Origin of the sequence: Pontibacter kalidii (assembly GCF_026278245.1) — a bacterium.
GTDB classification, from domain to species: Bacteria; Bacteroidota; Bacteroidia; order Cytophagales; family Hymenobacteraceae; genus Pontibacter; species Pontibacter kalidii.
On the sequence record NZ_CP111079.1, the window covers coordinates 1,652,897 to 1,678,034 of the forward strand.

21 protein-coding genes and 1 pseudogene are annotated in these 25,138 nt (G+C 52.9%); 16 read left to right on the forward strand and 6 right to left on the reverse strand.

What is annotated here, in order from left to right; translation table 11 throughout:
• Positions 1-44: 44 nt before the first annotated feature.
• The 9 genes from OH144_RS07095 to OH144_RS07135 all read left to right on the forward strand — a co-directional run bounded on the left by OH144_RS07095 (position 45) and on the right by OH144_RS07135 (position 11,829).
• Positions 45-506, forward strand: a complete 462-nt coding sequence (locus OH144_RS07095; RefSeq protein ID WP_266205604.1) for a hypothetical protein — start codon at positions 45-47, stop codon at positions 504-506.
• 161 nt (positions 507-667) lie between these two features.
• Entirely contained in the window at positions 668-1,243 is a 576-nt protein-coding gene (locus OH144_RS07100) for a TetR/AcrR family transcriptional regulator (protein WP_266205605.1), read from the forward strand.
• A 199-nt stretch (positions 1,244-1,442) separates the two neighbouring features.
• Positions 1,443-2,777 (forward strand): TolC family protein, encoded by a 1,335-nt coding sequence (locus OH144_RS07105; protein WP_266205606.1) that lies wholly within the window; start codon positions 1,443-1,445, stop codon positions 2,775-2,777.
• An 18-nt stretch (positions 2,778-2,795) separates the two neighbouring features.
• Positions 2,796-3,941: an efflux RND transporter periplasmic adaptor subunit gene (locus tag OH144_RS07110; RefSeq protein WP_266205607.1), complete on the forward strand. Its 1,146-nt coding sequence runs from the start codon at positions 2,796-2,798 to the stop codon at positions 3,939-3,941.
• A 35-nt stretch (positions 3,942-3,976) separates the two neighbouring features.
• Entirely contained in the window at positions 3,977-7,174 is a 3,198-nt protein-coding gene (locus OH144_RS07115) for an efflux RND transporter permease subunit (protein WP_266205608.1), read from the forward strand.
• Positions 7,175-7,410: 236 nt separating this feature from the next.
• Positions 7,411-8,886, forward strand: a complete 1,476-nt coding sequence (nirK, locus tag OH144_RS07120; RefSeq protein ID WP_266205609.1) for a copper-containing nitrite reductase — start codon at positions 7,411-7,413, stop codon at positions 8,884-8,886.
• A gap of 18 nt (positions 8,887-8,904) precedes the next feature.
• Positions 8,905-9,687, forward strand: a complete 783-nt coding sequence (locus OH144_RS07125) for a formylglycine-generating enzyme family protein (RefSeq protein WP_266205610.1) — start codon at positions 8,905-8,907, stop codon at positions 9,685-9,687.
• 49 nt (positions 9,688-9,736) lie between these two features.
• Positions 9,737-10,366, forward strand: coding sequence for an SCO family protein (locus tag OH144_RS07130; RefSeq protein WP_266205611.1), 630 nt, complete (start codon positions 9,737-9,739; stop codon positions 10,364-10,366).
• A gap of 50 nt (positions 10,367-10,416) precedes the next feature.
• Complete coding sequence (locus tag OH144_RS07135; protein ID WP_266205612.1) at positions 10,417-11,829, forward strand: alginate export family protein; 1,413 nt, start codon at positions 10,417-10,419, stop codon at positions 11,827-11,829.
• A gap of 102 nt (positions 11,830-11,931) precedes the next feature.
• Here OH144_RS07135 and OH144_RS07140 read toward each other — a convergent pair whose 3' ends face one another.
• Positions 11,932-13,338, reverse strand: a complete 1,407-nt coding sequence (locus tag OH144_RS07140) for a S8 family peptidase (protein ID WP_266205613.1) — start codon at positions 13,336-13,338, stop codon at positions 11,932-11,934.
• Positions 13,339-13,700: 362 nt separating this feature from the next.
• On the reverse strand, positions 13,701-14,576 hold the full coding sequence (locus OH144_RS07145; RefSeq protein ID WP_266205614.1) for an SDR family oxidoreductase: 876 nt from the start codon (positions 14,574-14,576) through the stop codon (positions 13,701-13,703).
• Between the two features lie 101 nt (positions 14,577-14,677).
• On the opposite strand from OH144_RS07145, the gene OH144_RS07150 reads away from it, so the two are divergent.
• Positions 14,678-15,109 carry a nuclease A inhibitor family protein gene (locus OH144_RS07150; protein WP_266205615.1) on the forward strand — a complete coding sequence of 144 codons (432 nt, stop codon included), beginning with the start codon at positions 14,678-14,680 and terminating at the stop codon, positions 15,107-15,109.
• Positions 15,110-15,119: 10 nt separating this feature from the next.
• On the opposite strand, the gene OH144_RS07155 is transcribed toward OH144_RS07150, so the two are convergent.
• Positions 15,120-16,562 (reverse strand): phytoene desaturase family protein, encoded by a 1,443-nt coding sequence (locus tag OH144_RS07155; protein ID WP_266205616.1) that lies wholly within the window; start codon positions 16,560-16,562, stop codon positions 15,120-15,122.
• Positions 16,563-16,670: 108 nt separating this feature from the next.
• Between OH144_RS07155 and OH144_RS07160 the strand changes: the two genes are divergently transcribed.
• The 5 genes and pseudogenes from OH144_RS07160 (at position 16,671) to OH144_RS07175 (ending at position 20,267) form a co-directional block, all read left to right on the forward strand.
• On the forward strand, positions 16,671-17,501 hold the full coding sequence (locus tag OH144_RS07160; protein WP_266205617.1) for an SDR family oxidoreductase: 831 nt from the start codon (positions 16,671-16,673) through the stop codon (positions 17,499-17,501).
• 137 nt (positions 17,502-17,638) lie between these two features.
• A complete protein-coding gene (locus OH144_RS07165; protein ID WP_266205618.1) occupies positions 17,639-18,862 on the forward strand; it encodes a BaiN/RdsA family NAD(P)/FAD-dependent oxidoreductase in 1,224 nt (407 codons plus the stop codon).
• Positions 18,863-18,943: 81 nt separating this feature from the next.
• Positions 18,944-19,393: a ferritin-like domain-containing protein gene (locus OH144_RS07170; protein ID WP_266205619.1), complete on the forward strand. Its 450-nt coding sequence runs from the start codon at positions 18,944-18,946 to the stop codon at positions 19,391-19,393.
• 125 nt (positions 19,394-19,518) lie between these two features.
• Positions 19,519-19,701, forward strand: a pseudogene (locus tag OH144_RS21620) (hypothetical protein); the annotation flags it as partial.
• Between the two features lie 20 nt (positions 19,702-19,721).
• On the forward strand, positions 19,722-20,267 hold the full coding sequence (locus tag OH144_RS07175) for a DUF6544 family protein (RefSeq protein WP_323134795.1): 546 nt from the start codon (positions 19,722-19,724) through the stop codon (positions 20,265-20,267).
• A 17-nt stretch (positions 20,268-20,284) separates the two neighbouring features.
• On the opposite strand, the gene OH144_RS07180 is transcribed toward OH144_RS07175, so the two are convergent.
• The 3 genes from OH144_RS07180 to OH144_RS07190 all read right to left on the reverse strand — a co-directional run bounded on the left by OH144_RS07180 (position 20,285) and on the right by OH144_RS07190 (position 23,821).
• On the reverse strand, positions 20,285-21,256 hold the full coding sequence (locus OH144_RS07180; protein WP_323134751.1) for an ISAon1 family transposase: 972 nt from the start codon (positions 21,254-21,256) through the stop codon (positions 20,285-20,287).
• Complete coding sequence (locus OH144_RS07185) at positions 21,249-21,602, reverse strand: ISAon1 family transposase N-terminal region protein (RefSeq protein WP_456107239.1); 354 nt, start codon at positions 21,600-21,602, stop codon at positions 21,249-21,251. Before OH144_RS07185 ends, OH144_RS07180 begins: the two co-directional genes overlap by 8 nt.
• Positions 21,603-21,982: 380 nt before the next feature.
• Complete coding sequence (locus OH144_RS07190) at positions 21,983-23,821, reverse strand: DEAD/DEAH box helicase (RefSeq protein ID WP_266205621.1); 1,839 nt, start codon at positions 23,819-23,821, stop codon at positions 21,983-21,985.
• Between the two features lie 658 nt (positions 23,822-24,479).
• Here OH144_RS07190 and OH144_RS07195 point away from each other — a divergent pair.
• Positions 24,480-25,016, forward strand: a complete 537-nt coding sequence (locus OH144_RS07195; protein WP_266205622.1) for a hypothetical protein — start codon at positions 24,480-24,482, stop codon at positions 25,014-25,016.
• Positions 25,017-25,138 lie beyond the last annotated feature (122 nt).

The window sequence follows — 25,138 nt, forward strand, 5'->3', positions numbered from 1 at the left end:
GCTACAACAGTGTAGCTGCACCTAACTTGTAGTCCCTGAGTACCTTGAGTAGAAGTAACCAGATCAAAGCCATTGCTATTTACCAGATAGCGGGCGGTTTTTTAGGAATCGTCCTGTTGCTGCTTGTCCTGTTCGGCGGCGAAATAACCGTAAGTCAGCAGGTGCTGCGCTTCAGCATACTGGCAGGGCTGCTGTATGTCTTCTCCATACTTTGCGGGCGTATGCTATTCCGCAATCCTAGGCGCGGCTTGAAGCTCTCGCTTGTGAACCAGGTGCTACAGGTGGTGTACTTCAGTTTCGGTGCCTGGGCGTTTCAGTTCGTGTCGGGCTTGCGCATCGGGGTGGGCGTGGATATGGTAGGCGGCTGGATCTTTAAGTTCCGTCTCGCCCTCTCCTCTTTCCACTTCAGCTTCGGCGAGGATATGGGGCAGAAATTTGTGGGCATCAACCTGGTCGCGCTTTTCCTGATCTTCTGGATGGAGCGCCTGCTGGAGAAACAATCCTAGTTTTTTTAAACCTGTCGCGCCATAGCCGGTTTGAAGTAACAGGTACAGGAAAAGGCGCAGGGACCACACCTTAATTATATGATAATGTAATTAATCTTTACTCTCTGTGCCAACTGCTTTATTTTTGCGAACCGAATGAATGTTCAATACAATATTACAACATGGAGCCAATAGCCGATAAGAAGAAAGCCATTTTTGAGAGTACCCTGGAGCTGGTGCGGGAGAATGGCTTCCATGGTACGCCCATGAGCCTGGTGGCTAAGAAGGCGGGCGTGGCGGCAGGCACCATCTACCATTACTTTGAGAGCAAGCAGGACCTGATCCTGGACCTGTTTCACTACATCAAAGAGCAGATTATCTCGGTGATAAAGCGCGAGGACTCAGCGGAAATGCCCTACCAAAAATGCTTCTTCAATATCTGGTATGGATTGCACGCCTATTACTCCGAGAACCCTAACGTGCTCATGTTCTTTGAGCAGTTCGTGAACTCACCCTACAATGCGTTCATACAGGAAGATTATAACAGCAGCGAGTTTCGGCAGCGCCTAACCAGCTTCTTCGAGCGGGGCATACGAGAGGGGCACCTAAAAGCGCTCAGCCCGAATGTCCTGGGCACGCTGGCCCACACCAACATTATCTCAACGGTGAAGATGTCCTCCTCTGGCAGGCTGGTGCTGGAGGAAGGGGAGCTAAAGCAGATCCCTCAGATCCTCTGGGATGGGATGAGGAGCAGGTAAGGCCACCTTGCTCACAGCCACCACCTCAGCAAAGAAATGCAAATACTAAACCTTTATACTACATGATGTTAAAACGAACCACCAAAACGCTACTAAACTATGATAAAAAAGAATGAGCACGCAAGTGGCCCGGTCACCGGAAAGCGCCTCCTCCACTCCCCAGAGATTATTACAAACACCAAGTATTTCAACTACCTACATGAGATTAATTAAGAGAATAAAACCCTTGCTCCTGGGCTGCCTGCTAAGCCCAGCACTTGCCCTGGCGCAGGGCAACACCGGGGCTGCCACCGAGAGCCTCACGCTGGAGCAGTGCGTGGACTATGCCCTCGAAAATAGGGCAGCCGTGGAGCAGGCTCTTCTGAATAAGGCCATAGGCGAAAGGGAAATCCGTTCGAATCTTTCAGGATGGTACCCGCAGATAAACGCCAGCTTTGGCGGCTCTTATAATATTAAGCCCCAGCAGTTCCCTGTAGGGGACGAGATTATAACTTCCACGCAAAAGTATACCTCTAACCTCCTGTTCGAGGCGAACCAGAACCTGTTTAACAGCGAGCTGCTTCTGGCCTCTAAAGCTGCCCGTTTTACCCGTCAGCAGCTGGATCAGGAGATCACCGACACCAAGATCAATACCGTGGTAGAGGTGAGCAAGGGTTTTTATGATGTACTGCTCACACAGGAGCAGCTTCGTATCCTGAACGTGAACCTGGTGCGCCAGGAAAAGCAGTATAACGATGCCCGCAGCCGGTACGAGGTTGGCTTGGTAGACAAGACTGACTACCAGCGCGCTGCCATCACGCTGGCCAACATCCGCAGCGACATCAAGCGCGCCACGGAAGCCATCAAGGCAAAGGAGGCCTACCTGAAGCAGCTGATGGGCTTCCCGATTGAGAAGAACGTAGAGCTGGTGTACGATTACGATCAAATGGAGCAGGCTGTGCTGGTCGACACGACCGAGGTGATCGAGTTTGCCAACCGGATCGAACTGCAGCAACTGCAGACCCAGCGCCAGTTGCTCAGCCTGAACACTGCCTACAACAAGTGGAGTTATTTGCCTACGGTTTCTGCCTTTATAAACTATAATTCCCAGTACTACAGCAGTACCGACTTCGCGGACCTGTACCAGTCCGCCTACCCTACCTCTGTTGTCGGCCTACGTGTTTCCCTCCCGATCTTCCAGGGGTTGCGCAGGGTGCAGAACCTGCGGATCGCCCAACTGCAGGAAGAGAGCTTAGATGTGGCTATCGAAGATACCCGCAAAGCCATCAACACTGAGTACCAGGCATCGCTTGCCAACTATAAAGCCGACTATACCGAGTGGCGCACGCTGGAGAGCAACCTCGAGATGGCCCAGGAGGTGTACGACATCATTAAGCTGCAGTACGACGAGGGTGTGAAGGCCTATGTGGACCTGGTGGTGGCCGAGAGTGAATTGCGCGCCACGCAGATCAACTACTACAATGCCCTTTACAACCTGATGGCCAGCAAGCTGGACTACCAGCGAGCTCTAGGTAACATAGATATCAATCAATAACAATCAGAGAAAAAGAGAATGAAGAGGAAATACGTATGGCTGGCCGCGGCCGTCATTAGCCCAACTATACTTATGTCGTGCGGCGGTGATAAAGCCGGACAACAGCAGATGAACCCGGCCGCCATGGCCGTACCGGTGAATACTTATAAGGTTACGGAGCAAAGCGTTACCGGCAAGGACTCTTACCCTGGCACGGTTACAGCCCTGCAGGAAGTGCAGCTTCGTCCGCAGGTTTCAGGCTACATCACAGATATCTATGTGCAGGACGGGCAGCGTGTAAAGAAGGGCCAGAAGCTCTACGAAATAGACCGCAACAAGTACCAGGCTTCCTACCAGCAGGCGCAGGCTAACCTGGCCAGTGCCGAGGCCAACCTGGCCAGGGTGCAGAAAGACCTGGAGCGCTACGAGCGGCTGGCAGAGAGCGATGCGATCGCCAAGCAGCAATTGGATTATGCCCGCACGGAGGTACAAACCGCCAAGGCGCAGGTTGCCTCCGCACAGGCGCAGGTGCGCAGCGTCTCCACTGACCTGGGTTACTCGGTCATCAGTGCTCCTTTCGATGGTGTCATTGGTATTTCACAAGTTCGCGTGGGGGCTCAGGTATCGCCCGGACAGCCGTTGCTCAACACCATCTCCTCTACCGATCCGGTTGCAGTGGACATTGTGATTAACGAGCAGGAGATTGGCCGCTTCAGCAGAATGCGGCAGGGCAACCAGCCTGACTCTCTCTTTACCATCACCCTCAACAACGGGGAGCAATACCCGCATAATGGTAAACTGCTGGCTATCGACAGAGCTGTTGGCCGCCAGTCTGGTACTACCACCGTCAGGGTACAGTTCCCTAACCCGAACGAGCGCCTGATCCCTGGCATGACAGTATCCTTGAATGTGCTGAACCAGGACATTGGCGATCAGTTGGTGATCCCTAACAAGGCTGTGACGGAGCAGCTTGGGGAATTCTATGTGTATGTGGTGCAGGGCGACTCTGTGGTGCAGCAAAACGTGCAGCTGGGCACAAGGTTTAAGAGCAATATCGTGGTGCGCGAAGGCCTGAAAGAAGGGCAGCAAATCGTGACGGAGGGTGTGCAGCGCCTGCGCCAGGGTGCCAAAGTACAGGTAGGAGATCCGCAGCAACAACAGCCGCAGGCCTCCAGTCAGAAATAATTTCTATCAATTAAGAGGAGATTTAGCATAGTAAGATGATATCAGATGTTTTTATAAGAAGGCCCGTCACCGCCATGGTGATCTCGATTGTGATCGTACTGGTGGGTGTGCTGGCCATGATGAATTTGCCAGTCACACAGTATCCGGACATCTCCCCTCCTACGGTAGCCGTGTCAGCGACCTACACAGGTGCTGATGCCCAGACGATCGAGCAGATCATCGCCACACCGCTGGAGACGCAGATCAACGGCTCGCCGGGCATGGCCTACATTACCTCCACCAACACGAACGGTATGTTGAGCTTAACGGTCACCTTTGAGGTGGGCACCGACATCGACATTGCCACCCTGGACGTGCAGAACCGCGCCAGTATCGCAGAGCCTGCTCTGCCGGAGGAGGTGCGTCGCCTGGGGGTAACCGTGCGGAAGCGTAACCCGAGTATCATGATGGTGATCGGTATGTACTCGCCCAACCGTACCCACAGCGTGGAGTACCTGGACAACTACACCAACATCTATGTGCGGGATGCTCTGATGCGCGTGAAGGGCGTGGGTGACATTTTCTCCATTGGCCAGGACTTCAGTATGCGCCTGTGGCTGCAGCCCGACAAACTGGCGCAGTATAACATCGGTGCAAACGAGGTGATCGCCTCCATTCAGGAGCAAAACCTGCAGGTGGGCGCGGGTACGGTCGGATCTGCCCCGCAATATGATTCCCAGTCTTTCCAGTACCCGATTACGGTGACAGGACGACTGGAGACACAGGAGCAGTTTGAGAACATCATTGTGCGGACCAACCCGGCCGATGGCTCGCTGGTGTACCTGCGCGACGTGGCCCGTATTGAGTTTGGCCGTTTCGATTATAACAGAGCTGCCACGATCAACGGCAACCCAGCCACGATGATGCTAATCTACCAGTCTCCTGGTAGTAACGCACTGGAGACAGCAGAAGGAATCTATGCTGCACTGGATGAGTTAAAAAGCTCCTTCCCTGCAGATTTGGACTACATCGTTTCATTCGAGACTGTATCCGTAGTAGAGGCATCCATCAACGAGGTGGTGCGCACCCTGGTGGAGGCGCTCATACTTGTAATTATTGTGGTGTTCCTCTTCCTGCAAAGCTGGCGGGCCACGCTGGTGCCCATCCTGGCCATTCCGGTATCTATCATCGGTACCTTCATCTTCTTCATACCGCTGGACTTTACCATCAACACGCTCACCTTGTTTGGTTTCGTACTCTCGATCGGTATTGTAGTGGATGACGCCATTGTGGTGGTGGAAGCGGTGCAGCATAACATGGACCATGAGGGGCTTTCGGCCAGAGACGCGACACGTAAGGCCATGAAGGAAATCACGGCGCCCGTAATTGCCATTGCGCTTATACTTGCAGCGGTGTTTATACCTGTGGGCTTTATCCCGGGCATCGTGGGCCGATTGTACCAGCAGTTCGCCATCACCATTGCGATTTCGGTGTTGATTTCTGCCTTTGTGGCGCTTACACTCACGCCGGCACTCTGCTCTTTGATGCTGAAGCCGATGAACGTGAACAAGAATTCGAAAGGCATTAACAAGTTCTTTTACCGCTTTAACAACTGGTTCGCCCGCACGACGGAGTCTTACTCTACCGGTGTACGTAAGTCAATTAAGGCAATGCCGCTGGTGCTCATCCTGCTTATCCTGCTTTATGCGGGTACGGTTGGCATGTTCATGACCAAGCCATCAGGCTTTATTCCTACCGAGGATGAGGGTCGCCTGTTTGTGTCGGTAGAACTGCCGGAGGGTGCCTCCAAGTCCAGAACGGAAGACGTGCTGGGCCAAATGGGCAAAATGATGGCGGAGGTACCGGCGGTGAAGAACTACACCGCTATTTCCGGCCTGAACGCCATTAACTTCTCCTTCAAGTCTAACAGTGGTACCTTCTTCGTACAAATGCACCCTTGGGAAGACCGCAAGGAGGAGGCTGACCAGTTAGCGGGTGTTATGGCGACCATGCAGCAGAAGTTTGCTTCCATCAAAGAGGCGAACGTCATTGTGGTGGCTCCGCCTGCTATTCCTGGTCTGGGCCAGTCGGGTGGTTTCACCTTCGTGCTGCAGCAGCGCCGTGCCGCCTCTCCTCAAGAGTTGGAGCAGGTGATGGGGCAGTTCCTGGGGGCAGCGAATGCCCGTCCGGAGATCGCCATGGCCTACAGCTTCTTTAACACCCGCACCCCGGGCTATCACGTGGAGGTTGACCGCGAGAAAGCTAAGAAACTGGGCGTAAGTGTGGCCGATGTGTACTCGACCCTTTCCACATACATGGGTAGCCGCTACGTGAACGACTTTACGCGCTACGGCCGTAACTTCCGGGTAGTGGCACAGGCAGATACCTCCTTCCGAATGGATATTGAGAGCCTGAAGCAATACTATGTGATGAACCGCCAGGGCCAGTCGGTGCCGCTGAGCGCTTTGGTGAACGCTGAGGTGGAGGAAAGAGCCGCCGTGATTTCGCACTACAACCTGTTCCGTTCCGTGGATATCAACGGTAGCGCGGCTCCGGGTTATAGCTCCGGTCAGGCGCTGCAGGCGCTGGAGGAAGTGGCGGCGCAGGTGCTGCCAGCCGGCTATGGCTACGAGTTTACGGGCCTGAGCCGGGAGGAGCAGGCGGCCGGAAGCACGACTATTTACATCTTTGCGCTTTCGATCCTGCTGGTGTTGCTGTTACTGGCGGCCCTCTACGAGAGCTGGTCGGTGCCGTTCTCTATTCTATTCGCCATTCCGCTGGGGATGTTCGGGGCCATACTTGCCCTCACGCTCCTGCCGAAGCTGGACAATAACGTATACGCCCAGGTCGGTATGATCACCCTGATAGGTCTGGCAGCTAAAAACGCTATCCTGATCGTGGAGTTTGCCAAGGAGCGTGTGGACCGGGGCATGGAGCTGATTGAGGCGACCATTGAGGCGGTGAAACTGCGTCTGCGCCCGATCATCATGACCTCGCTGGCCTTCATACTTGGCGTGACGCCGCTTGCCATGGCCTCTGGTGCCGGTGCCGTATCGCGCCAGACGATCGGATGGGTAGTGATCGGTGGTATGTTAGCGGCCACGTTCCTGGCCATCTTCGTGGTGCCGGTGCTGTATGTGGTGATTACCAGAGTTGCGTACGGTAAAAAAGGCCTGGCAAAGCTGCGCGCTAACGCAGATACCCGTCCTGACGATGAGGAAGGCGGTGACCCGGCCTACGTGAACCCCCATTAACAAAGCATTCGACTGACTTAACGTTAAACAGCCCCGGTTTCAAGAGCCGGGGCTGTTTTTTTTGGTTGGTATGGAAGTTTTATACTTCAGGAGCAAATTTTAAAACGTTGAGGAATTTCTATATAGGGGATTTTTAAGGCTTAGTGATAAAAGTCATTTGTGTGTATGACAGCTGTCATGATTTAAAAGAGTTAAGGGTATTTATTTAGCATCAGAATTACACTAAACAACTACTTATGAAAAGGTCTACACTCAAAAAAACAGCAGTGCTACTTGGCTTGGGCCTCTACAGTATAGGCATCCTGAGCTCCTGCAGCACCCAAACCTCGCATGCCGAAACCACGGCTAAGACCGAAGACGCTACTCCCAAAGAACTTCCTGTACTTGAGGCGGAGCTGACGGATGCGCCAAAGGTGCCCGCTCCTATCGATCGCAAGCATGCCGCCAAGGTGGTGGTGCGCCTGGAAGTAACGGAGGTGATGAAGAAAATGGCCGATGGCGTGGACTATACGTTCTGGACGTTCGGTGGCTCCGTGCCGGGTAAATTTATCCGCATCCGCCAAAACGATGAGGTGGAGTTCCACCTAATGAACCACCCCGACAGCAAGAACCCACACAACATCGACTTGCACGCCGTAACTGGCCCGGGTGGTGGCGCGGCCTCTACTTTCACGGCCCCTGGCCACGAAACGGTTTTCAACTTCAAGGCCCTGAACCCTGGCTTGTATGTGTACCACTGCGCTACGGCCCCGGTAGGGATGCACATTGCCAACGGTATGTACGGCCTTATACTTGTGGAGCCGGAAGAAGGACTGCCTAAAGTTGACAAGGAGTATTATGTGATGCAGGGCGACTTCTACACCAAAGGCGACTTCGGAGCACCGGGCCTCCAGCCTTTCGATATGCAGAAAGCCTTGGATGAGAACCCCTCTTATGTGGTGTTCAACGGTTCGGTTGGTTCCCTTACAGGTGATAACGCCCTGACAGCTAAAGTGGGCGAAACCGTGCGCCTGTTCGTGGGTAACGGTGGCCCTAACCTGATTTCTTCCTTCCACGTGATCGGCGAGATCTTCGACAAAGTATACGATGAGGGTGGCTCCACGGCTATCCATAACATACAGACCACGCTTGTGCCAGCCGGTGGCTCAGCTATCACAGAATTTAAGGCCGATGTGCCGGGCAATTATGTGCTGGTGGATCACTCTATCTTCCGGGCATTTAACAAAGGTGCGCTGGGCATGCTGAAAGTAGAAGGCGCTGAAGATAAGAGACTGTACTCTGGCCTGATAGAAGACAGGATTTACCAGCCGGAAGGTTCAACCGTGCAGGAAATGCCTTCAGCAGGAACTCCTAAGGCAGCTATCGCCTCAAACAAGGAAATGCGCCTGGAGCTTGGTAAGACGCTGTACGCCCAAAATTGCCAGGCTTGCCACCAGGCCGAAGGCCAGGGTATAAAAGGCGCCTTCCCTCCTCTTGCCAAGTCTGATTACCTGAACGCCGACGTGGACAGAGCCATCGGGGTGGTAGCCCACGGCTTGGAAGGACAGATAAAAGTGAACGGCGAGCTCTACAACAGCACCATGCCCAAGTTGAAACTGACAGACGAGGAGATTGCTAACGTGATGACCTTCGTGATGAACAACTGGAGCAACAAAGGCGGCGAGGTGACACCAGAACAGGTGAAGAAAGCCAAAATCAATTTTAAACACTAATCTTTAAACCCCAGAGAGATGCTTTACAGACTGATCGTTGTATTACTGTTGATGGGAATCAGCTTTAAAGCGCAGGCACAGAAGTCTTTGCCCAAAAACATGGTGTTGGTAAAGGGCGGAACTTTTGTGCCCCTCTACGGGGGAGATTCCACTGCGGTAAAAGTAAAAAGCTTTGCGCTGGATGTGTACCCGGTAACGAATGCCCAGTACCTCAACTTTGTAAAAGAAAACCCACAGTGGCGCAAGTCGGCGGTAAAAAAACTCTTCGCTGACCAGAACTACCTCAGAGGCTGGAATGGTGATCTGAGCATAGGTGCCGCGGCAGACCAACTACAAAACAGCCCGGTGGTGAGTGTGTCGTGGTTTGCGGCCAAAGCCTATTGCGAATGCCAGGGGAAGCGCCTGGCTACTGTGGAGGAGTGGGAATACGCCGCCCTGGCCAGCGAGACAAAAGCCAACGCCGCCAACGACGAGAAATTTTATCAGCGAAGCATAGAATGGTACAGCCAACCCAACCCCACCTATCTGCCACCAGTGCAGCAGAGTTTTAAGAACTTCTATGGCCTGTATGGCATGATCGGCCTGGTGTGGGAATGGACACAGGACTTTAACTCTTCGCTGCTCATCGGGGAGTCCAGGGCCAACGCCAGCCTCGACAGGCAGCTGTTCTGCGGCTCGGGCTCCAGCGGTGCCAAAGACACCAAAAACTACGTGGCCTTTATGCGCTATGCTTTCCGCTCCAGCCTTAAGGCTAATTATACGGTCTCTAATCTCGGCTTCCGCTGCGCACAGAGTCTGTAGCATCTGATTTATACTTGTTTGAAATCGCACCATCCTGATAGAAAGTACCATGAAACACCTCCTACTTCTTCCGTTTATACTTGGCCTGGCGCTGAGCAGCAGTTGCAACCCACCCGAAACTGCCGATGCCCACGCGGCGCACCATTCCCCGGAGCAGGCCGCCCAGATTATGCCCGCCGCCGAACTTAGCGATATGTCGCTGTACCAGCTGGACTCCGAATGGCAAACCGAGCAAGGCCATACGATAAAACTAGCCGACTTACAGGGAAAAGTGCAGCTGGTAGCGATGATGTACACCAACTGTACCTATACCTGTCCCCGCATTGTGGCCGACCTGAAGCGCATTGAAGCGGGTATCGACAAGTATAAGGAGGTGGGCATCGTGCTGGTAACCATGGACCCGGCCAACGACACACCTGAGAAACTAAAAGAGTTTGCCGGTGAAAACAAGCTGGACCCAAGTCGCTGGCAACTGCTGACCAGTAACGATGCCAGCATCCAGGAACTGGCGGTGTTGCTGAACATGAAGTATAAAAAAGCCCCGAACGGCGATATCGCCCACTCCAACATCATCTCGGTGCTCAACGTGCAGGGCGAGATCATTTACCAGCAGGAAGGCCTTGGCAAAGACCCGGATGAGACCGTGAAAAGTATAGAAGGGCTGCTGCAGCGTATGTAGGCGGCAGTTCAGCTTTTGGAAGTATAAATACTCCTTCTAACCTATCCCACATGAAAAAACTTCTACTCCGCGCACTCCTGCTCTCAGGTGCCAGTTTTATACTGCTGCAACATGCGGCTTTGGCGCAGCTCTCTTTTACCGGGCAATTACGCACCAGAACCGAGTTCCGCGACGGCCAGGGCACTCTGCCAACCCCAGCTACCAAGGCCAGTGTATTCACCAGCCAGCGCACCCGCCTGAACCTGGGCTATAGCACAGACCGCTACCATTTCTTTGTCTCGGGGCAGGAAATACGAGTATGGGGCTCCGATCAATCCACGATCAGTAACCTGGAGGGCAGCAAGCTGTTCCTGCACCAGGCTTGGGGTGAGGTGATCCTGAGCGACACTTCTACTATAAAAGTAGACCAGTTAAGTATAAAAGCCGGGCGGCAGGAGATACTCTATGACGATTCCAGGCTGCTGGGCAACCTGGATTGGCTGCAACAGGCCCGGCGACATGATGCAATCATCATAAAGTTCAGCCATAAAGGCTGGCAGGCAGATGCGGGTTTTGCCTTTAACCAGAACCACGGGAAAGATACCCCCGGCAAATCCGGCAACATCTACCAAAGCATACCAGCAGGGCCTGTGGCACCGGGCACCAACGGCATCGGCATGCTGTATAAAAGCATGCAGTACGGCTATTTTGCCAGAACCGGCAGCTTCGGAAAACTAAGTATGTTGGTGTTTAAAGATGATTTCCAGAAGACAGCAACAGTGGAAGGCGTGACTGCGTTTGTGGAAGGCGTGAACAGCCGAATAACGGTAGGCGGCGCCTTGTTTTCTAAGCTTTCAGGTAACCTGGGCCTGCATGCAGCTGCCTATTACCAGGGCAACAACGACCGCCTGGGCCATACGCTGGACGCCTATAACCTGACCTTGGATGCCGCTTATACTTCCGGCAAATTCACCATCAACCCCGGCTTCGATTTCCTCTCCGGCAACAACACTGCGAAACAAAGCAAGGTGAACCACCGCTTCGACCCGCTGTATTGCACGCCACACAAGTTCTGGGGCTTTATGGATTATTTTTACGTGGCCGATGCCTTTGGTGTGGATGGTGCTCCCTCCCGCTCTCCCGGACTGGTGGACTATTTTATCCGCAACAAGTATAAGGTAAATGATAAACTGCTCTTCGCGCTGGATCTGCACGAATTTTACGCTGCTAACAGAATAGCCCCAAGCGAGGCTCTCCCCCACCTAAAGCCATCAGGAAGACGGTTCGGAACGGAAATAGACTTTGTGGTTAACTACAGCATCTTCAGAAGCGTGAACCTGGAGGCCGGTTATGCCACTATTTTCGCGACCGACAACCTGAAACTGGTGAAGGCGCCAGCCACAGCAAAAGAAGACCGCGGCCAGTGGGCTTACCTGATGCTCAACATCACGCCAGATTTCCTGGCAAAGGCGGAGAAGCAGTAAATTCAGACGGCATCAAGTATAGCTAAAGTTAGTTCATAAAAAAAGCCGCTCCTTTACAAAGAGGAGCGGCTTTTAAATTAAGAGTTCGGTTATACTATCCTATTAGAACCCACTTACGTTCAGGCGGCCGCCTGTTACGCACTTACCAGACAGGGATGCAGTCGGTACAGCACTACTCAGGATAGCGTTCTTTATGGTTGCAGCAGAAGCGCCGGGGTTTGAGGCAGCGTAAAGCGCCACGCCCCCCGTAACGTGCGGTGTCGCCATAGAGGTGCCGCTGTACGAAGAGTAGCTGTTATAGGCTGTGGTAGAGTAGATGCCAGAGCCTGGAGCACCTATATCCACCGTAGTGGCCCCGTAGTTGGAGAAGGAAGACTTGGCTCCGGAAGAGGTAATGGATGCCACGGCAATAATGTTATCCAGCGTATAGTTGGAAGGATAGCTGGCAACAGCATCGTTGTCATCGCCTACCCCGTCGCTGCCACCGTTGCCTGCCGCTGCCACAAAGAGGATGTCTTTGGCCTGCGCACGGGCAATGGCATCATAAAGCGCCTGAGAGAAACCTCCGCCACCCCAAGAGTTATTGCTGGCCACGATGTTCATGCCATGGCGGTTCTTCAGATCAGTCAGGTAATCTACTGCTTTCACCGCATTGGCGGTGGTGCCACCTCTGCGGCCCAGGAACTTGCAGGAGATCATCGTTACGTCCCAGCTCACGCCTACAACCCCAGAACCGTTGTTGACGCCACCGATCGTGCCTGCCACGTGTGTGCCGTGGTCATCAAGGCTGCCTCTGGAGCCTCCGTCATACACTTCGTTGTTGTTGCCGTCGAAATCCCAGCCGTGCGTGTCATCCACGTAGCCATTGCCATCGTTGTCCACGCCATCCACTGGGTCGTAAGGGTTGGTCCAGATATTTTTGGCCAGATCAGGGTGAGAATACTGGATGCCCTCGTCTATAATACCTACCACTACCGAAGCAGCGCCTGTATTACCGGCTGCCCATGCCTCGCCGGCCTGGCTGCCATATTGGTTGGCAGGCGATGTGCCATCCCCATACAGGCCCCACAAAGACCCGTTGGTGTAATATGGGTCTGACGAAGTGGCGCTATGGGTATAGATAAAGTTTGGTTCAGCGTATTCAATTTCCGCTGAACCCTTTAACTTGCTCAAGGCTTCGAGCGCAGCCAATGGGGTATGCACCAAGGTTAGGCCTTCCTTATCGCCAAAGCGTTCCATCGCCTTTGTGAGGATGCGCTCCTGCACCTTGCCGCTGATGCGGGCCAGCACAGCTGCCTTTGCACTTTCTGAGGCACCTGCCTTAAACTTAACCAGCACCTGGTTGGCCACATGCTGCTGGCCCAGTGCCCCTCTGGCCTCCGCCTCCTGCGACGTGGCAAATGAATCATCTTCTAAGAGTGCTTCTTTCTCGCAGCTTGTTAAGAGCAAAGCCGACATGGCGGCCAATGTGAATGCAGACTTTCCTGCTCGGAGATAATTTTTTTTCATGTACTTAAATTTTAAGGTGAGATAAAAATTTAAGCTAATTAGAAGAAGAACTAAACTGTTTTCAAGGAAGCTTTATATTGGAAAGTAACATTGTCAGGAACTGCTTGCTTTGCTGAAATATTAATTTAAAATCCATGTGCGAGTGCTTTTTGAGGCAATTTATGGCTACGTATTCGCAAAAGGTAACATCAGGTGTATCCATGATAAATACAACATATATAGAAAGGTACATATTGCCTTTCCACCTATATTACGCGGTAGGCCATCTGTATTTCAGATTCGTTTAAAGGGGTGCTTCTTTAAATAGAAAAGCCCCTGCTATACTTGCAGAGGCTTTCTCGTATGTGTTCAGGAAGATTATTTTACTGCCCTTTCCCGCGCATCTGCTTCTCCATAGCGTCCCACATTTCCTGCGGTATCTGATCAAAGGAGTTGAACTCGCCAGCCCCGTAGAGCCACTCGCCGCCGTCTATGGTTACCACCTCGCCGTTAACGAAGGCCGCGTAGTCAGAGACTAAGTAGGCAGCCAGGTTTGCCAGTTCCTGGTGCTCCCCGAAGCGGCCAACAGGTATGCGTTTTACCGGGTCCAGCTTTTCGGCCAACTGTTTCGGGAACAGGCGGCTCCAGGCGCCTTCTGTCGGGAAAGGGCCCGGCGCGATGGCGTTGGAGCGGATGCCATACTTAGCCCACTCCGATGCCAGCGAGCGCGTCATAGCCAGCACGCCCGCCTTGGCGCAGGCCGATGGCACCACGTAGCCGGAGCCGGTCCAGGCATAGGTGGTGACGATGTTAAGTATGGCTGCCTCCTGCTGCTGCTCAATCCAATGCTTGCCAAGCGCCAGGGTGCAGTTGTAGCTGCCTTTCAGCACGATATCCGTTATGACATCAAAGGCCTTATGGCTCAGGCGCTCGGTGGGACTCACAAAGTTTCCGGCAGCGTTGTTTACCAGTACATCCACCCTCCCGAATTTATTCAGAGTAGCCTGCAGCATCGCCTCTATCTCGTTATACTTGCGCACATCGCAGGCTATAGGTAAAACGGTGCCTCCTGTCTCCTTTTCCAGTTCTTTGGCCGTTTGCTCCAGCACCTCCAGCTTGCGGCTGCAGATAACCACATGCGCGCCCAGCTCCAGGAAATACTTTACCATCGAACGGCCCAGGCCTGTGCCTCCACCCGTCACGATGATGGTTTTATCTTTCAGGGCGCCCTCTTTTAGCATTGGTTCAGCTTTAATCATAGGTCTATCGTTTAAGGTTATGCGGCTATACGTAAGCGTATCCCCATAAAGATAAGTATAGCCCTGAACTCACACGTATTAAGTTCGAAAAAGATAGCCAGATGAACAAAGAACAATTACAGGCAGAACTGATGCAGGCTGTGGACGGACTGCTGATGAAAAGCGAGATAGAATCCCCTTTTGAGTTCGTATACCTGGAGCTGCCGGAGGGGCAGCAGCTAAAACCCGAAGATGTGGTGGAACATGCGGGCAAGCCATCCGGCATGGCCGTGAAAATAAAGACGCTGGAGGATTTCTTCAGCCAGGTGCAGGGCCTTGAATCTGATGCAAGGGAGGCCACGCCGGAGGGGAAAGCGGCTTATCAGCAGTTGATGGCAGCTCTGAAACGGCTGCTGCAGGATGTGAAAGTATACTGCATCTCCCAGATCGGGACGGAAGCGTACATACTGGGCAAGGCGGAGGAGGGAAACTACGCCGGCCTGCGCACCATGGTGATACAGGATGAGGCGACGGTAAAGGAGGACGAGGAGTAGCCTTTAGCGGTTAAAAATGATCCTGCAGTAGCTTATTCACCGCGATGATCCCGCCCAGGCATACGCCCGGTATCCCCTGCCCCGGGTAAACGGTATCGCCACAAAGGTAGGCCCCACGGTGATCCAGGCGGGCATCTTTCATTTGCCAGGGCTTAATGTGGCGGTATTGCGGGTAGCCACCCACCGCTCCGAAGGCTCTTTTTGTCCAGAAGATCCAGCCGCCTGGCGTAGCCGATTGCACCGAAAGTATACTTTCCCGCTTGATAAGCCCGCGCTGCACCAGCACGTTAACTATGGCTTGCTCTAAGGCTGCTTTATTTTGGATGATGTGCTGCTGCGGGTGGTGCACATGCGTACTTATGCTTGCCACCAGCTCCCCCGCCGGTGCCCTCAGCCTATCCTCCGGGTGGCTGAAGCTGACGAAAATGCTTTTACTGCCAATCTCCGGCAGCCCCTCCGGCACGTGCACCTGGTGGTGCAGCACCTGGCTCACCTCCCCCGCCCGCAGCACCAGCGATAACGTAAAGGCGCCGTTTAGCTGGCAACTCTCCAGCAGGTAGGGCTTCAGCCGTCGCTGTACTTGCTCCTCTTTAAAGAGCGGCAGCGTGTTGTTGAGCGGGATTCCTGAAATGACAAACCGGCTCTCGATCTCGCCTTTACCTGTGACCAGCCTGTACCCTTTTTCGGTATTTTTTACCAGTTTCACCTCATGGCCATACTTTATATAGGAGCCTTTTGATAAAATATACTGCTCTATTGGCTTCACCAGGTTGATGAGTCCGCCGGGAACGTAGTAATTGCCCTGCAACGTATAGCACAGGGCCGTGGCACCAAACAGCTCGTTTACCTCCGGCAGGTAACTTTGGGCGGTTATCAGCAGTTGCTCGTTTACAAAGGCCACAAAGAGTTTATTCTGCAGCAGATCATACTTTTGCAGCACATCCTCCATTGTCCGGAAAGCTTTCGGCAGCAGCTTTAGCTGACCGGGCCTGGTGCGTACACCCGAGAGCAGCACGTCTTTGAAGTTAGAGAAAGGGAAGCTTTGCTGTTGCAGCGAGGTGCGCCATACTTGCTGGCTTACCTGATAGCAATGCTCCCAGAATGCGCGCTGGTTATACTTTCCGAACACCCGCTCCGCCTCTGCCACCCACTGCTCCAAATTGCCACACCTTGTCACGATCTGCCCATCGGGCAGGTGAACCTGCATGGGAGGCTCCAGCCGCTGCACGGGCACTTTTATACCTGTCTCCTCCAGCAGATAGCGCAGCGGCATGTGCTCGTCGAGCCCCACCAGCGTAGTGGCGCCCGTCTCGAACCAGTACCCTTTGCGCCGGTACGAGGTTGCGCAACCGCCCGGATACTTTGCCTGCTCCAGCACGCATATTTTCAGGCCTTGCTTCGCCAACAGGGCTGCTGCCGTGAGCGCCCCGAAACCCGAACCGATTATTGCCACATCATAGCGCATTTATACTTTACTTTGTACTGCTTTAAACAAGCGTATTGCCATTCTAAACCAAACGGTGCGCGTAATGTTGTAGCAGTATGCACCTAAAACCATACCATGGAGAATAATCAAACGATCAGCATCATGGGCTGCGGCTGGCTGGGCATGCCGCTGGCCGAGCAACTTGCCCTACACGGGTTCACGGTGAAGGGCTCTACCACCACACCCGAGAAAATTGACGTGATGCTGGAGAAAGACATACAGCCTTACTTGCTGGACCTGGGCAGCGATTTGCTGGACAAGCCCGCGCTGGTGGATTTCCTGGATACGGATGTTCTTGTGCTCAACATCCCGCCTCACCTGCGCTCCGATGGCGGCGTATCCTACCAGAACCAGATGCAGCTGCTACTCAAATTTCTGCTGGAGTCGCCGGTTAGCCGCATCCTTTTCGTTTCCTCTACTTCTGTGTACCAGGATCTGAACCGCGTGGTAACCGAGGAAGACGTCAGCTTTACCGAGGAGCTGGAGCCCGACAACATGCTGCTGCAGGCAGAGCGGCTGTTTCAGGACCGGGAGGACTGGGTAACGACCATCGTGCGCTTCGGCGGTTTGGTGGGCGGCAGCCGGCAGCCGGGGCGCTGGCTGGCTGGCAAGAAGAACGTGCTCAACGGCGATGCGCCGGTAAACCTCATTCACCAGGACGACTGCGTAAACATCCTTTACCGTATTATCGAGCAGGAACGCTGGGGCAAAGTGTACAATGCCTGTGCCGACGAACACCCGCTCCGAAGGGACTTTTATTCGTCCAGCGCCGTGGCCTTGGGACTCACGCCACCAGAGTTTCAGGATATGGAGGAGACAAAATTCAAGCTCATCAGCAGCCAGAAACTAAAGGATGAGCTGTCTTATACTTTTGTACACCCCGAGCCAATGGCTTTCTTTTCGTAAATTTGTGGTTGATTTATAGTTTCTGGTTGTTGGTGTGATCATTTCTAACCAAAGCATACCTGTGCAGAGATGGAGCATGCTGCGTCTTTCCCTCATTTACAGCGATTATTATCAATCAGCAATCTACAATTGAAGCAATGAATATAGTTGTAATAGGCGGTGGGGCCGCTGGCTTTTTTGGGGCGATAACGAGTGCGGAGGCAAACCCTGAGGCGAAAGTGGTGCTGCTGGAAAAAACAAACAAGCTGCTGTCCAAGGTGCGCGTTTCGGGCGGGGGGCGCTGCAACGTTACCCACAACTGCTTTGTGCCCACTGTGTTCTCGCAGTATTACCCGCGCGGGGCAAGGCAACTGAAAGAGGCGTTTAAGCTGTTCGGAGCCCGCGAAACAGTGGAATGGTTTGCCCAGCGCGGCGTAAAGCTGAAGGCCGAGGCAGACGGACGCATGTTTCCGGTGACCGATTCCTCTGAGACCATCATCGACTGCCTGCAGCAGCAGGCTCGCAAAGCCGGCGTGCAGGTAAGGACCAGCGCCGCTGTGGAAAGTATAAAACCGGTGGAGGAGGCTGGTCAGACCCGTTTTATACTTACGCTCAGCAACGGCGAAAGTATAAAAGCAGACAAAGTCCTCGTTAGCACCGGCGGAAACCCGAAAAGCCAGGGCTATGATTGGCTGCGCCAGATGGGCCATTCCATCCAGGAGCCGGTGCCGTCGCTGTTTACCTTCAATGTACCATCCTCTCCCTTGAAAGATTTGCAGGGGGTGGCCGTGCCCCATGCGCGTGTGCGTATTGCCGGCCAAAAGCTGGAGTATGAGGGGCCGCTGCTCATCACCCACTGGGGCTATTCCGGCCCGGCGGTTCTGAAATTATCTGCCTGGGGAGCCCGGCATTTTTACGAGCAGAAGTATACGTTTACGGCGCTGATACAGTGGCTGCCCGAGCATACCGAAGAAAGCCTGCGTGGAGAGCTACAACAGTTCCGGCAGGCACACCCCAAAAAGACCGTAGCCACTAATGCCCTTTTCGGGCTACCGCAGCGCCTCTGGCAGGGGCTTACCCAGTTGGCGGAGGTGGCGGAGCAGGTGCGTTGGGGCGACCTTCCCGCTAAAAACACCAATAAACTGGTGGAGGCGCTGCTACGCATGCCGGTGCCGGTAAGTGGCAAAACCACATTTAAAGAGGAGTTTGTGACCTGTGGAGGCGTGGAGCTGAAGGAGGTGAACATGAAGACCATGGAAAGCCTCGTGCAGCCAGGTTTATACTTTGCCGGCGAGGTGCTCGATGTGGACGGCATCACCGGCGGCTTCAACTTTCAGGCGGCCTGGACCACTGGCTATTTGGCGGGCAAAGCAATGGCTTAATTTTCATCAGGTTAGCGTAATTGGCAACCAAAGCACTTCCATATCAGTATGAATGCATATTAGATCAAAACTGATATAACTATGGAAATTAATAAAGAAGTACAGTCTACTGTACACCATCTGATAGAGAGGTGCAAAGACGGAGCCAAGGGCTACAAAACTGCCTCTGAGGACGTAGAGGACCAGGACCTGAAAGACCTGTTCCGCAAGTATGCCGTGCAGCGCGACAGCATGATCACGGAGCTGCAGGATCAGTTGCACCAAATGGGCCACACCGATGATGAGTCCAGCTCAATAGAGGGCACCATCCACCGTGCCTGGATTGACCTGAAATCTGCCCTGTCCTCCAAAGACAGAGTGCGGGTATTGGAGGAGTGTGAGCGCGGTGAGGATTATGCGGTGAAAGCCTATGAAGAGGCGCTGGATAAGAATTTGCCCGCTCAGCTGAAGCAGATCATTGAGCAGCAGTACAGAGACGTGAAACACGCCCATGACCATATCCGCACCCTGCGCGATGCGGCAAAGGAATAAGGATATACGCTGATTACAGAGCTAAAGGAGCCTCCAGGGGCTCCTTTTTTATGCCTGCCCCTCCCACAGTACGCTCCAACTCTAAATTCCAGAGCATGTCCCTTCAAAAACTATTTTCAAGCGAGATGCAACAGGCGCTACAGCATGGCCTTCCTGCTCTGGTGCCGGAGGTGTTAACGCGTGAAGCCTGTGCTGCCCTGCCCACGCTGGTTAGAAAATACATCGAGTCCTGCGGCTATTATGGGAAGACTGCTTCCAAGAATATTTTTATTCGCTATGAACACACAGGTATAAAACTGTCCCCCATGCGGAACTGGCAAAGCTTAACCTGCCAGCAGTTCAATACTGTTCTCCCCCTGCCCGCCTGGCTCTCATGCAAACGCGCCTCTATGGGCTGGTGCCCTTTGCGGCCCGGGATAAGTACCAGCAGGGCCGTGGCAACATGCTCATTAAGCTGGCAGGTATTACCTTAAGCGATGCCAAGGGCAGAGAGATGGATCAGGCGTCTCTGGTAACCTATCTGGCGGAAACTCCCCTGCTCCCGGGGGCCTTCCTGCTAAACCAGATGGAATGGCAGGAGACCGGCGCGAACAGTGTACAGGCAAGTATAACAGATGCTGGCATAACAGTGTGCGGTAAGTTCTTTTTCGATGATTGGGGTCGGGTGTACGAGTTTAGGACGAATGACAGGTTTTACTCCAAAGACGGCAAAGATTATTTAAATTGGGGCTGGTCTGCCCTGTATGACAGGTACCGGGAAATGAACGGGGTAAATGTACCAACGGTGGTGCGAGCCGTGTGGCATATGCCCGGTGGGCGGGACTACACGTATTTCAGAGCCGGAATAAAGGAAATAACGGATCAAGCGGAATAGTTGTGGGGTAGCTCTTCTCAGGCATAGATGTTGGCTAGTCGGAAGAGGAAAAACGTTGTATCTCTGACTCCCCTGAAGGTGGCTCTGAAGGCTTTTACCTTAGCATTGAAGGATTCGGCCGAGGCATTGGTGCTGCGGTTATTGAAGAAATTGAGGATGTGCTCATAATGATTCTGTACCGACCGGGCCACCGTGCGAAAGGAGTCTATACCGGAGGCCTCCACTTCATTGTACCAGATGGCCAGGCGCTTGAATGCCTGCTGCTTGCTTTTGCAATAGGTAAAGATCTGGCCCAGCTCCATGGCCAGGTCATAGGCCCTGCCCAGCAGCGGATACCTGTAGAAGAGCATATCGGCTCTTTCCTTTTGGGAGGCGCTCCATCTGCTTCGGTGCTTGAAGAGCAGGTAGCGGCTGCGGGCCAGCAGCTGCTTCAACGTGTCCCCGTTAGATAGTACTTCCGCGTCAAAACGCTGCCTGCTCCTTTTCGCCTGCTCTAACCGCTGGTTTTCCTCATCCAGGGCTTGCCAGCGGTACTTGATACGAAGCTCCTGCACCGCTTCATAAGCCAGCTTCTGGACATGGAAACGGTCAATGACCCGGCAAGCTTTGGGAAAGCAGCCTCTCACAGCCTTGGCCATGTCCAGGGTCACCTCCCGGACTTTGGCTCTGGCCGTCTGGGGTATGCCTTCCAGCACTGTGATAATGTCTTCTGCCTGTGTGCCCCTGACCATCGCCACCAGCGCGCCTTTTCTGCCTTTAGCGGCTTTGTTGGTCAGGATGGTGTAGAGCTCTCCATTGGAGAGGGCTGTCTCATCAATGCTCAGCTCTTGGCCAACGTTCTGGGGAAAGCGCATCCAGTCGGAGGCGTGCTCCCGCTGCTCCCATTGGTGAAAGTGGCTGATGTGCTCCTTGTACTGCTCCTGGAGCTGTTTGCCGTCCAGGTGGAAGTAGCTGGCCAGTTGCCGGCAGCTGACGGGGGTGTTATCCAAGTGCTGCTTTTAAAAAAGCGGCGAATTCACTTGTCATTCGCGTTCCCTGTTGTACCAGTTTCCAGTCTCTGGTGATTACCTCTCCCGAGTCAGGTAAGTGCCAGCGGCGTCTTTTGATGCAGAGGGTGACCTGCTGGCCACGGATAGGGAAATCCTGCAGCTTAATCTCAGGCAGGAAACCTTTGGACTCAGAGCGCTGGCCATGATAAACTTCGGGGAGGAGGTTCTTCTCCTCCAACTGCAGCTGCAGGCCTGCCGGGCCTTGCAGGACATGTGTTACGTTGAAGTACTCCAGAATACCTTCTGGCAAGAGACAGCGGATAAGAGTGAGGTAAGGATCTTGCAAGGGAAAAGCGTGTGTGGTGAATTATACGCACGCAAAGCTGCTCTTTTTTTCACTGCCCCACAACTATTCCGCTTGATCCGAAATAACCTATAACCTTAGGGGTGAAGTATAGCCCGTAAAAACAATAAGGGTAACATCCGTCTGATGCTACCCTTATCATATCTAACTGCGTTAACAGTTAGCTTAATCTTCCAACCTTTTTATGATACTCTTTTAACGATAGTATGATGGAAAGGTTATGCTACTCTCAAACTTTTTTAAATCAAAAGGGCCGACGTTTCAAGTCGGCCCTTTCTTCAAGCTCGGAAGTTTAAACTTCTTGCGCTGATTACATTATTTTATACGTGCCGTAAATGGCAGTGTTTCAGGAAAAAGTAAGATTAAAATCTTCTTTTACGGAATCCGCCACCGCCGCCGCTTCTTCTATCACCGTCACGGTCACGGTCTCCACCGCCGCTACGACGATCTCTGAAACCACCGCGATCACCACCGTAACCTCCGCGGTCTCCACCTCGGTCACGATCGCCGCCACGGAATCCGCCGCCACCTCTACGGCCGCCTCTGTCCCGGTCACGGTCGCCGCCGCCACCAAAGCCAAAGTCTTCACCGCCTTCTTTCGGGCCGGAGCCTTTCTTCTGCGACTTCTCCACGATTACCAAACGGCCATCATATTCCACGCGTCCGATGCTCTCCACAATTTCTGCGGTATACTCGGTTGGCACTTCTACAAAGCTGAACTTGTCATACAGATCGATATCGCCTACGCGTCCTTCCGGGATGCTCGAGTTCTGCGCCAGCAGGTCGATCAGGTCGCGTGGGTGCACGCGGTCTTTCTTACCGATAGTGATAAACAGGCGGTCCATCCCTTCTTTTACTGCGCTCAGGCCTTTTTCGGCCTCGGCGCCCTTCTCTTTCACCTTCTGCTCTTTCAGGCTCATTTTCAGGAGCGCTGCAGCCACATCAAGCGGCGTAAAGCCTTCCGTTTCATTCACGAAACGCTCAATGCGCGCCACGTGCTTGGCCAGGTGGCCTTTTTCGAGCACTTCCTTCACTTTATCGAAGAAAATATTCGTGCGGATCTCGTTTACGTCTTCCAGGCTAGGCACCTGCTGCAGCACAATCTTGGCCTTGGTATAGCGCATGATGTCCTTCAGCTTGTACCCGTCTGAGCGGCCACCCACAAAGGAGAAAGCCTTGCCAGACTTGCCGGCGCGGCCGGTACGGCCAATACGGTGTACGTACGATTCTTCGTCCTGCGGCAGGTCGTAATTAAACACAGCCTCCACATTCTCCACGTCCAGTCCACGGGCAGCCACGTCTGTAGCCACCAGTATCTCCAGCGTACCGTTACGGAACTTGTTCATCACGGCCGTGCGCTGGTTCTGGTTCAGGTCACCGTGCAGGGCATCGGAGAAGTAGCCGCGGGCCTGCAGCCCACTTACCAGGTCATCTACCATCCGCTTCGTGTTACAGAAGATGATCACCGACTTCATGTTATACATGTCCAGCAGGCGGGACAATACCTCCTGCTTGGCGCTGTTACGCACCTCAAAATAGGCCTGGTCAATGTTGGTCACTGTCAGCTCCTGGTGCACTACTTTTACGAGCACAGGATCGGTCTGGTAACGCTTGGTCATCTCCATGATCGGCTTCGACATGGTCGCCGAGAAGAAGATCGTCTGGCGATTTTCCGGGATGCGCTCCAGCACATACTCGATATCCTCACGGAAGCCCATGTCCAGCATTTCGTCCGCTTCGTCCAGTATGATTTTCTTTACGCCGTCGAGCACCAGGGTGCCGCGGTTGATGTGGTCCATCACGCGACCCGGTGTGCCGATCACGATCTGAACCCCCTGCTTGAGGGCGCGCAGCTGGCGGTCATAGCTCTGGCCACCGTAGATCGGTACCACGCTGATGCCTGGCTTATACTTGGCGAGTTTCTGAATCTCACCGGATACCTGAATGGCCAGCTCACGCGTAGGGCAAAGAATAAGCGCCTGCACACGTCTGTCGTTCGGGTCAATTGTTTCAATGGTTGGGATGCCGAAAGCGGCGGTTTTGCCAGTGCCTGTCTGGGCCTGGCCGATGATGTCTTTTCCTTCTAAAACAACCGGGATTGCTTGTGTCTGGATGGGGGAGGCTTCTTCGAAACCCATGTCAGCGATAGCACGCTGCACTTCCGGCGAAAGCGGAAGCTCTTCAAATCTGATTTTGTTCATCTAACTTTTTATAACTGATACTTCTGGAGGCAGCCTGCTAATCAACCATTCTCTGCACTTAAGAGAGCGACAAATAAAAAACAACTAAGTAGCCAACAGTGTAGTAACCAGTTATCTGTAAATCAGACTGTATCCAAATCAAGCTGCAAATGTACTTACTTTATCCGACAATTACTAATATATGCCGCAGTTTGCTATTATATATTAATTGCATCTCTCATCCAATCTTTTACCCTCAGAATCCGGCGATTTACTCAAAATTATAACGAAAATATGTATACTTAAATTATTGTTCTATATTACAGCTTATTTTAAAATAAATATTAAATAAAGGCAACTATAGATTCCTCAACCCGTAAAATCGGTATATTGACTCGCAAAATAAGTATACTCACCACAGATTATACTTTACAATGAATTAATTTTACCCGGTCCGCGTAATATACTCACACAAGCCGAAAACTTTTAGTCATTTTAGCCAGCTGAGTCTTTATGCTTACCACACGGAATTGCACTGATAGCACTAGAATTTTAATCATAAACACATCTACGAAGCTGTAACAATAGCTTTTTGACCACTTATGCTCTGTTTCAGAAGTTGTAAGTGAATAGTGGCAAAAAATATTAAAAATATCCCTAACCTCTTAAGCTTTACATTATGCTGCACTTCTCCAAAATTTCAACAAAAGGCAAGGATTTTAACCTCATCGCATCAGGCGCGCTGGCCTTTAAGATCCACAACAAGATCCTCAAGGACGAATCATTCCACAAGGGAGCTAAGATCAGCCGCAACATGCTGCTGGGCAGTGCGCCTGCCAAGGCCCTGAATGCCGACCGCCGCAACGTGTTTTATGTGATCCTGTCGGATGTGGACCGCACGAATGTAGAGCAGCTTTGTCAGCTGATTGCTCAAGAGCGCAAGAAAGGCAGCTACGCCGTTTGCCAGGTAATTCCACTCTACTATAACGAGCCGTCGTTTAAAGCCCTGAAAACCCTGCGCCAGAATTTTGATGAGGTGATCGAGCTGAATAAGTTTAACCTGGGCAACAGCAAGGCGCTGATGAGCTCTGAGCAGCAGCGTTGCCTCATCACCGACTATTCCCTCTCCATGGCCCGAATCATGTACCACGTATGCGTGAAAGACTTTGCGGCTGTTGCCACCGAATCAAAAGGCGAGCTGGTGTACGCCGGCTAAGCATAGCTTACTAAAGAAATCTGAAGGCCTCTACCCGGTTTCGGGTAGAGGCCTTTGTGTTTATCTTGTTGTAACGCATGTAGTTATACTTTATTTGCTAATAATATTAGCTTCGCACTTGA

Excerpts from the sequence above, each read along its gene's own strand:
- OH144_RS07130 (WP_266205611.1), top strand. The coding sequence starts at position 9,737 with ATGAAACACCTCCTACTTCTTCCGTTTATACTTGGCCTGGCGCTGAGC.
- OH144_RS07125 (WP_266205610.1), top strand. The coding sequence starts at position 8,905 with ATGCTTTACAGACTGATCGTTGTATTACTGTTGATGGGAATCAGCTTT.
- OH144_RS07170 (WP_266205619.1), top strand. The coding sequence starts at position 18,944 with ATGGAAATTAATAAAGAAGTACAGTCTACTGTACACCATCTGATAGAG.
- OH144_RS07195 (WP_266205622.1), top strand. The coding sequence starts at position 24,480 with ATGCTGCACTTCTCCAAAATTTCAACAAAAGGCAAGGATTTTAACCTC.
- OH144_RS07135 (WP_266205612.1), top strand. The coding sequence starts at position 10,417 with ATGAAAAAACTTCTACTCCGCGCACTCCTGCTCTCAGGTGCCAGTTTT.
- OH144_RS07160 (WP_266205617.1), top strand. The coding sequence starts at position 16,671 with ATGGAGAATAATCAAACGATCAGCATCATGGGCTGCGGCTGGCTGGGC.
- OH144_RS07145 (WP_266205614.1), bottom strand. The coding sequence starts at position 14,576 with ATGATTAAAGCTGAACCAATGCTAAAAGAGGGCGCCCTGAAAGATAAA.
- OH144_RS07165 (WP_266205618.1), top strand. The coding sequence starts at position 17,639 with ATGAATATAGTTGTAATAGGCGGTGGGGCCGCTGGCTTTTTTGGGGCG.
- OH144_RS07105 (WP_266205606.1), top strand. The coding sequence starts at position 1,443 with ATGAGATTAATTAAGAGAATAAAACCCTTGCTCCTGGGCTGCCTGCTA.
- nirK (WP_266205609.1), top strand. The coding sequence starts at position 7,411 with ATGAAAAGGTCTACACTCAAAAAAACAGCAGTGCTACTTGGCTTGGGC.
- OH144_RS07190 (WP_266205621.1), bottom strand. The coding sequence starts at position 23,821 with ATGAACAAAATCAGATTTGAAGAGCTTCCGCTTTCGCCGGAAGTGCAG.
- OH144_RS07100 (WP_266205605.1), top strand. The coding sequence starts at position 668 with ATGGAGCCAATAGCCGATAAGAAGAAAGCCATTTTTGAGAGTACCCTG.
- OH144_RS07115 (WP_266205608.1), top strand. The coding sequence starts at position 3,977 with ATGATATCAGATGTTTTTATAAGAAGGCCCGTCACCGCCATGGTGATC.
- OH144_RS07110 (WP_266205607.1), top strand. The coding sequence starts at position 2,796 with ATGAAGAGGAAATACGTATGGCTGGCCGCGGCCGTCATTAGCCCAACT.
- OH144_RS07150 (WP_266205615.1), top strand. The coding sequence starts at position 14,678 with ATGAACAAAGAACAATTACAGGCAGAACTGATGCAGGCTGTGGACGGA.
- OH144_RS07140 (WP_266205613.1), bottom strand. The coding sequence starts at position 13,338 with ATGAAAAAAAATTATCTCCGAGCAGGAAAGTCTGCATTCACATTGGCC.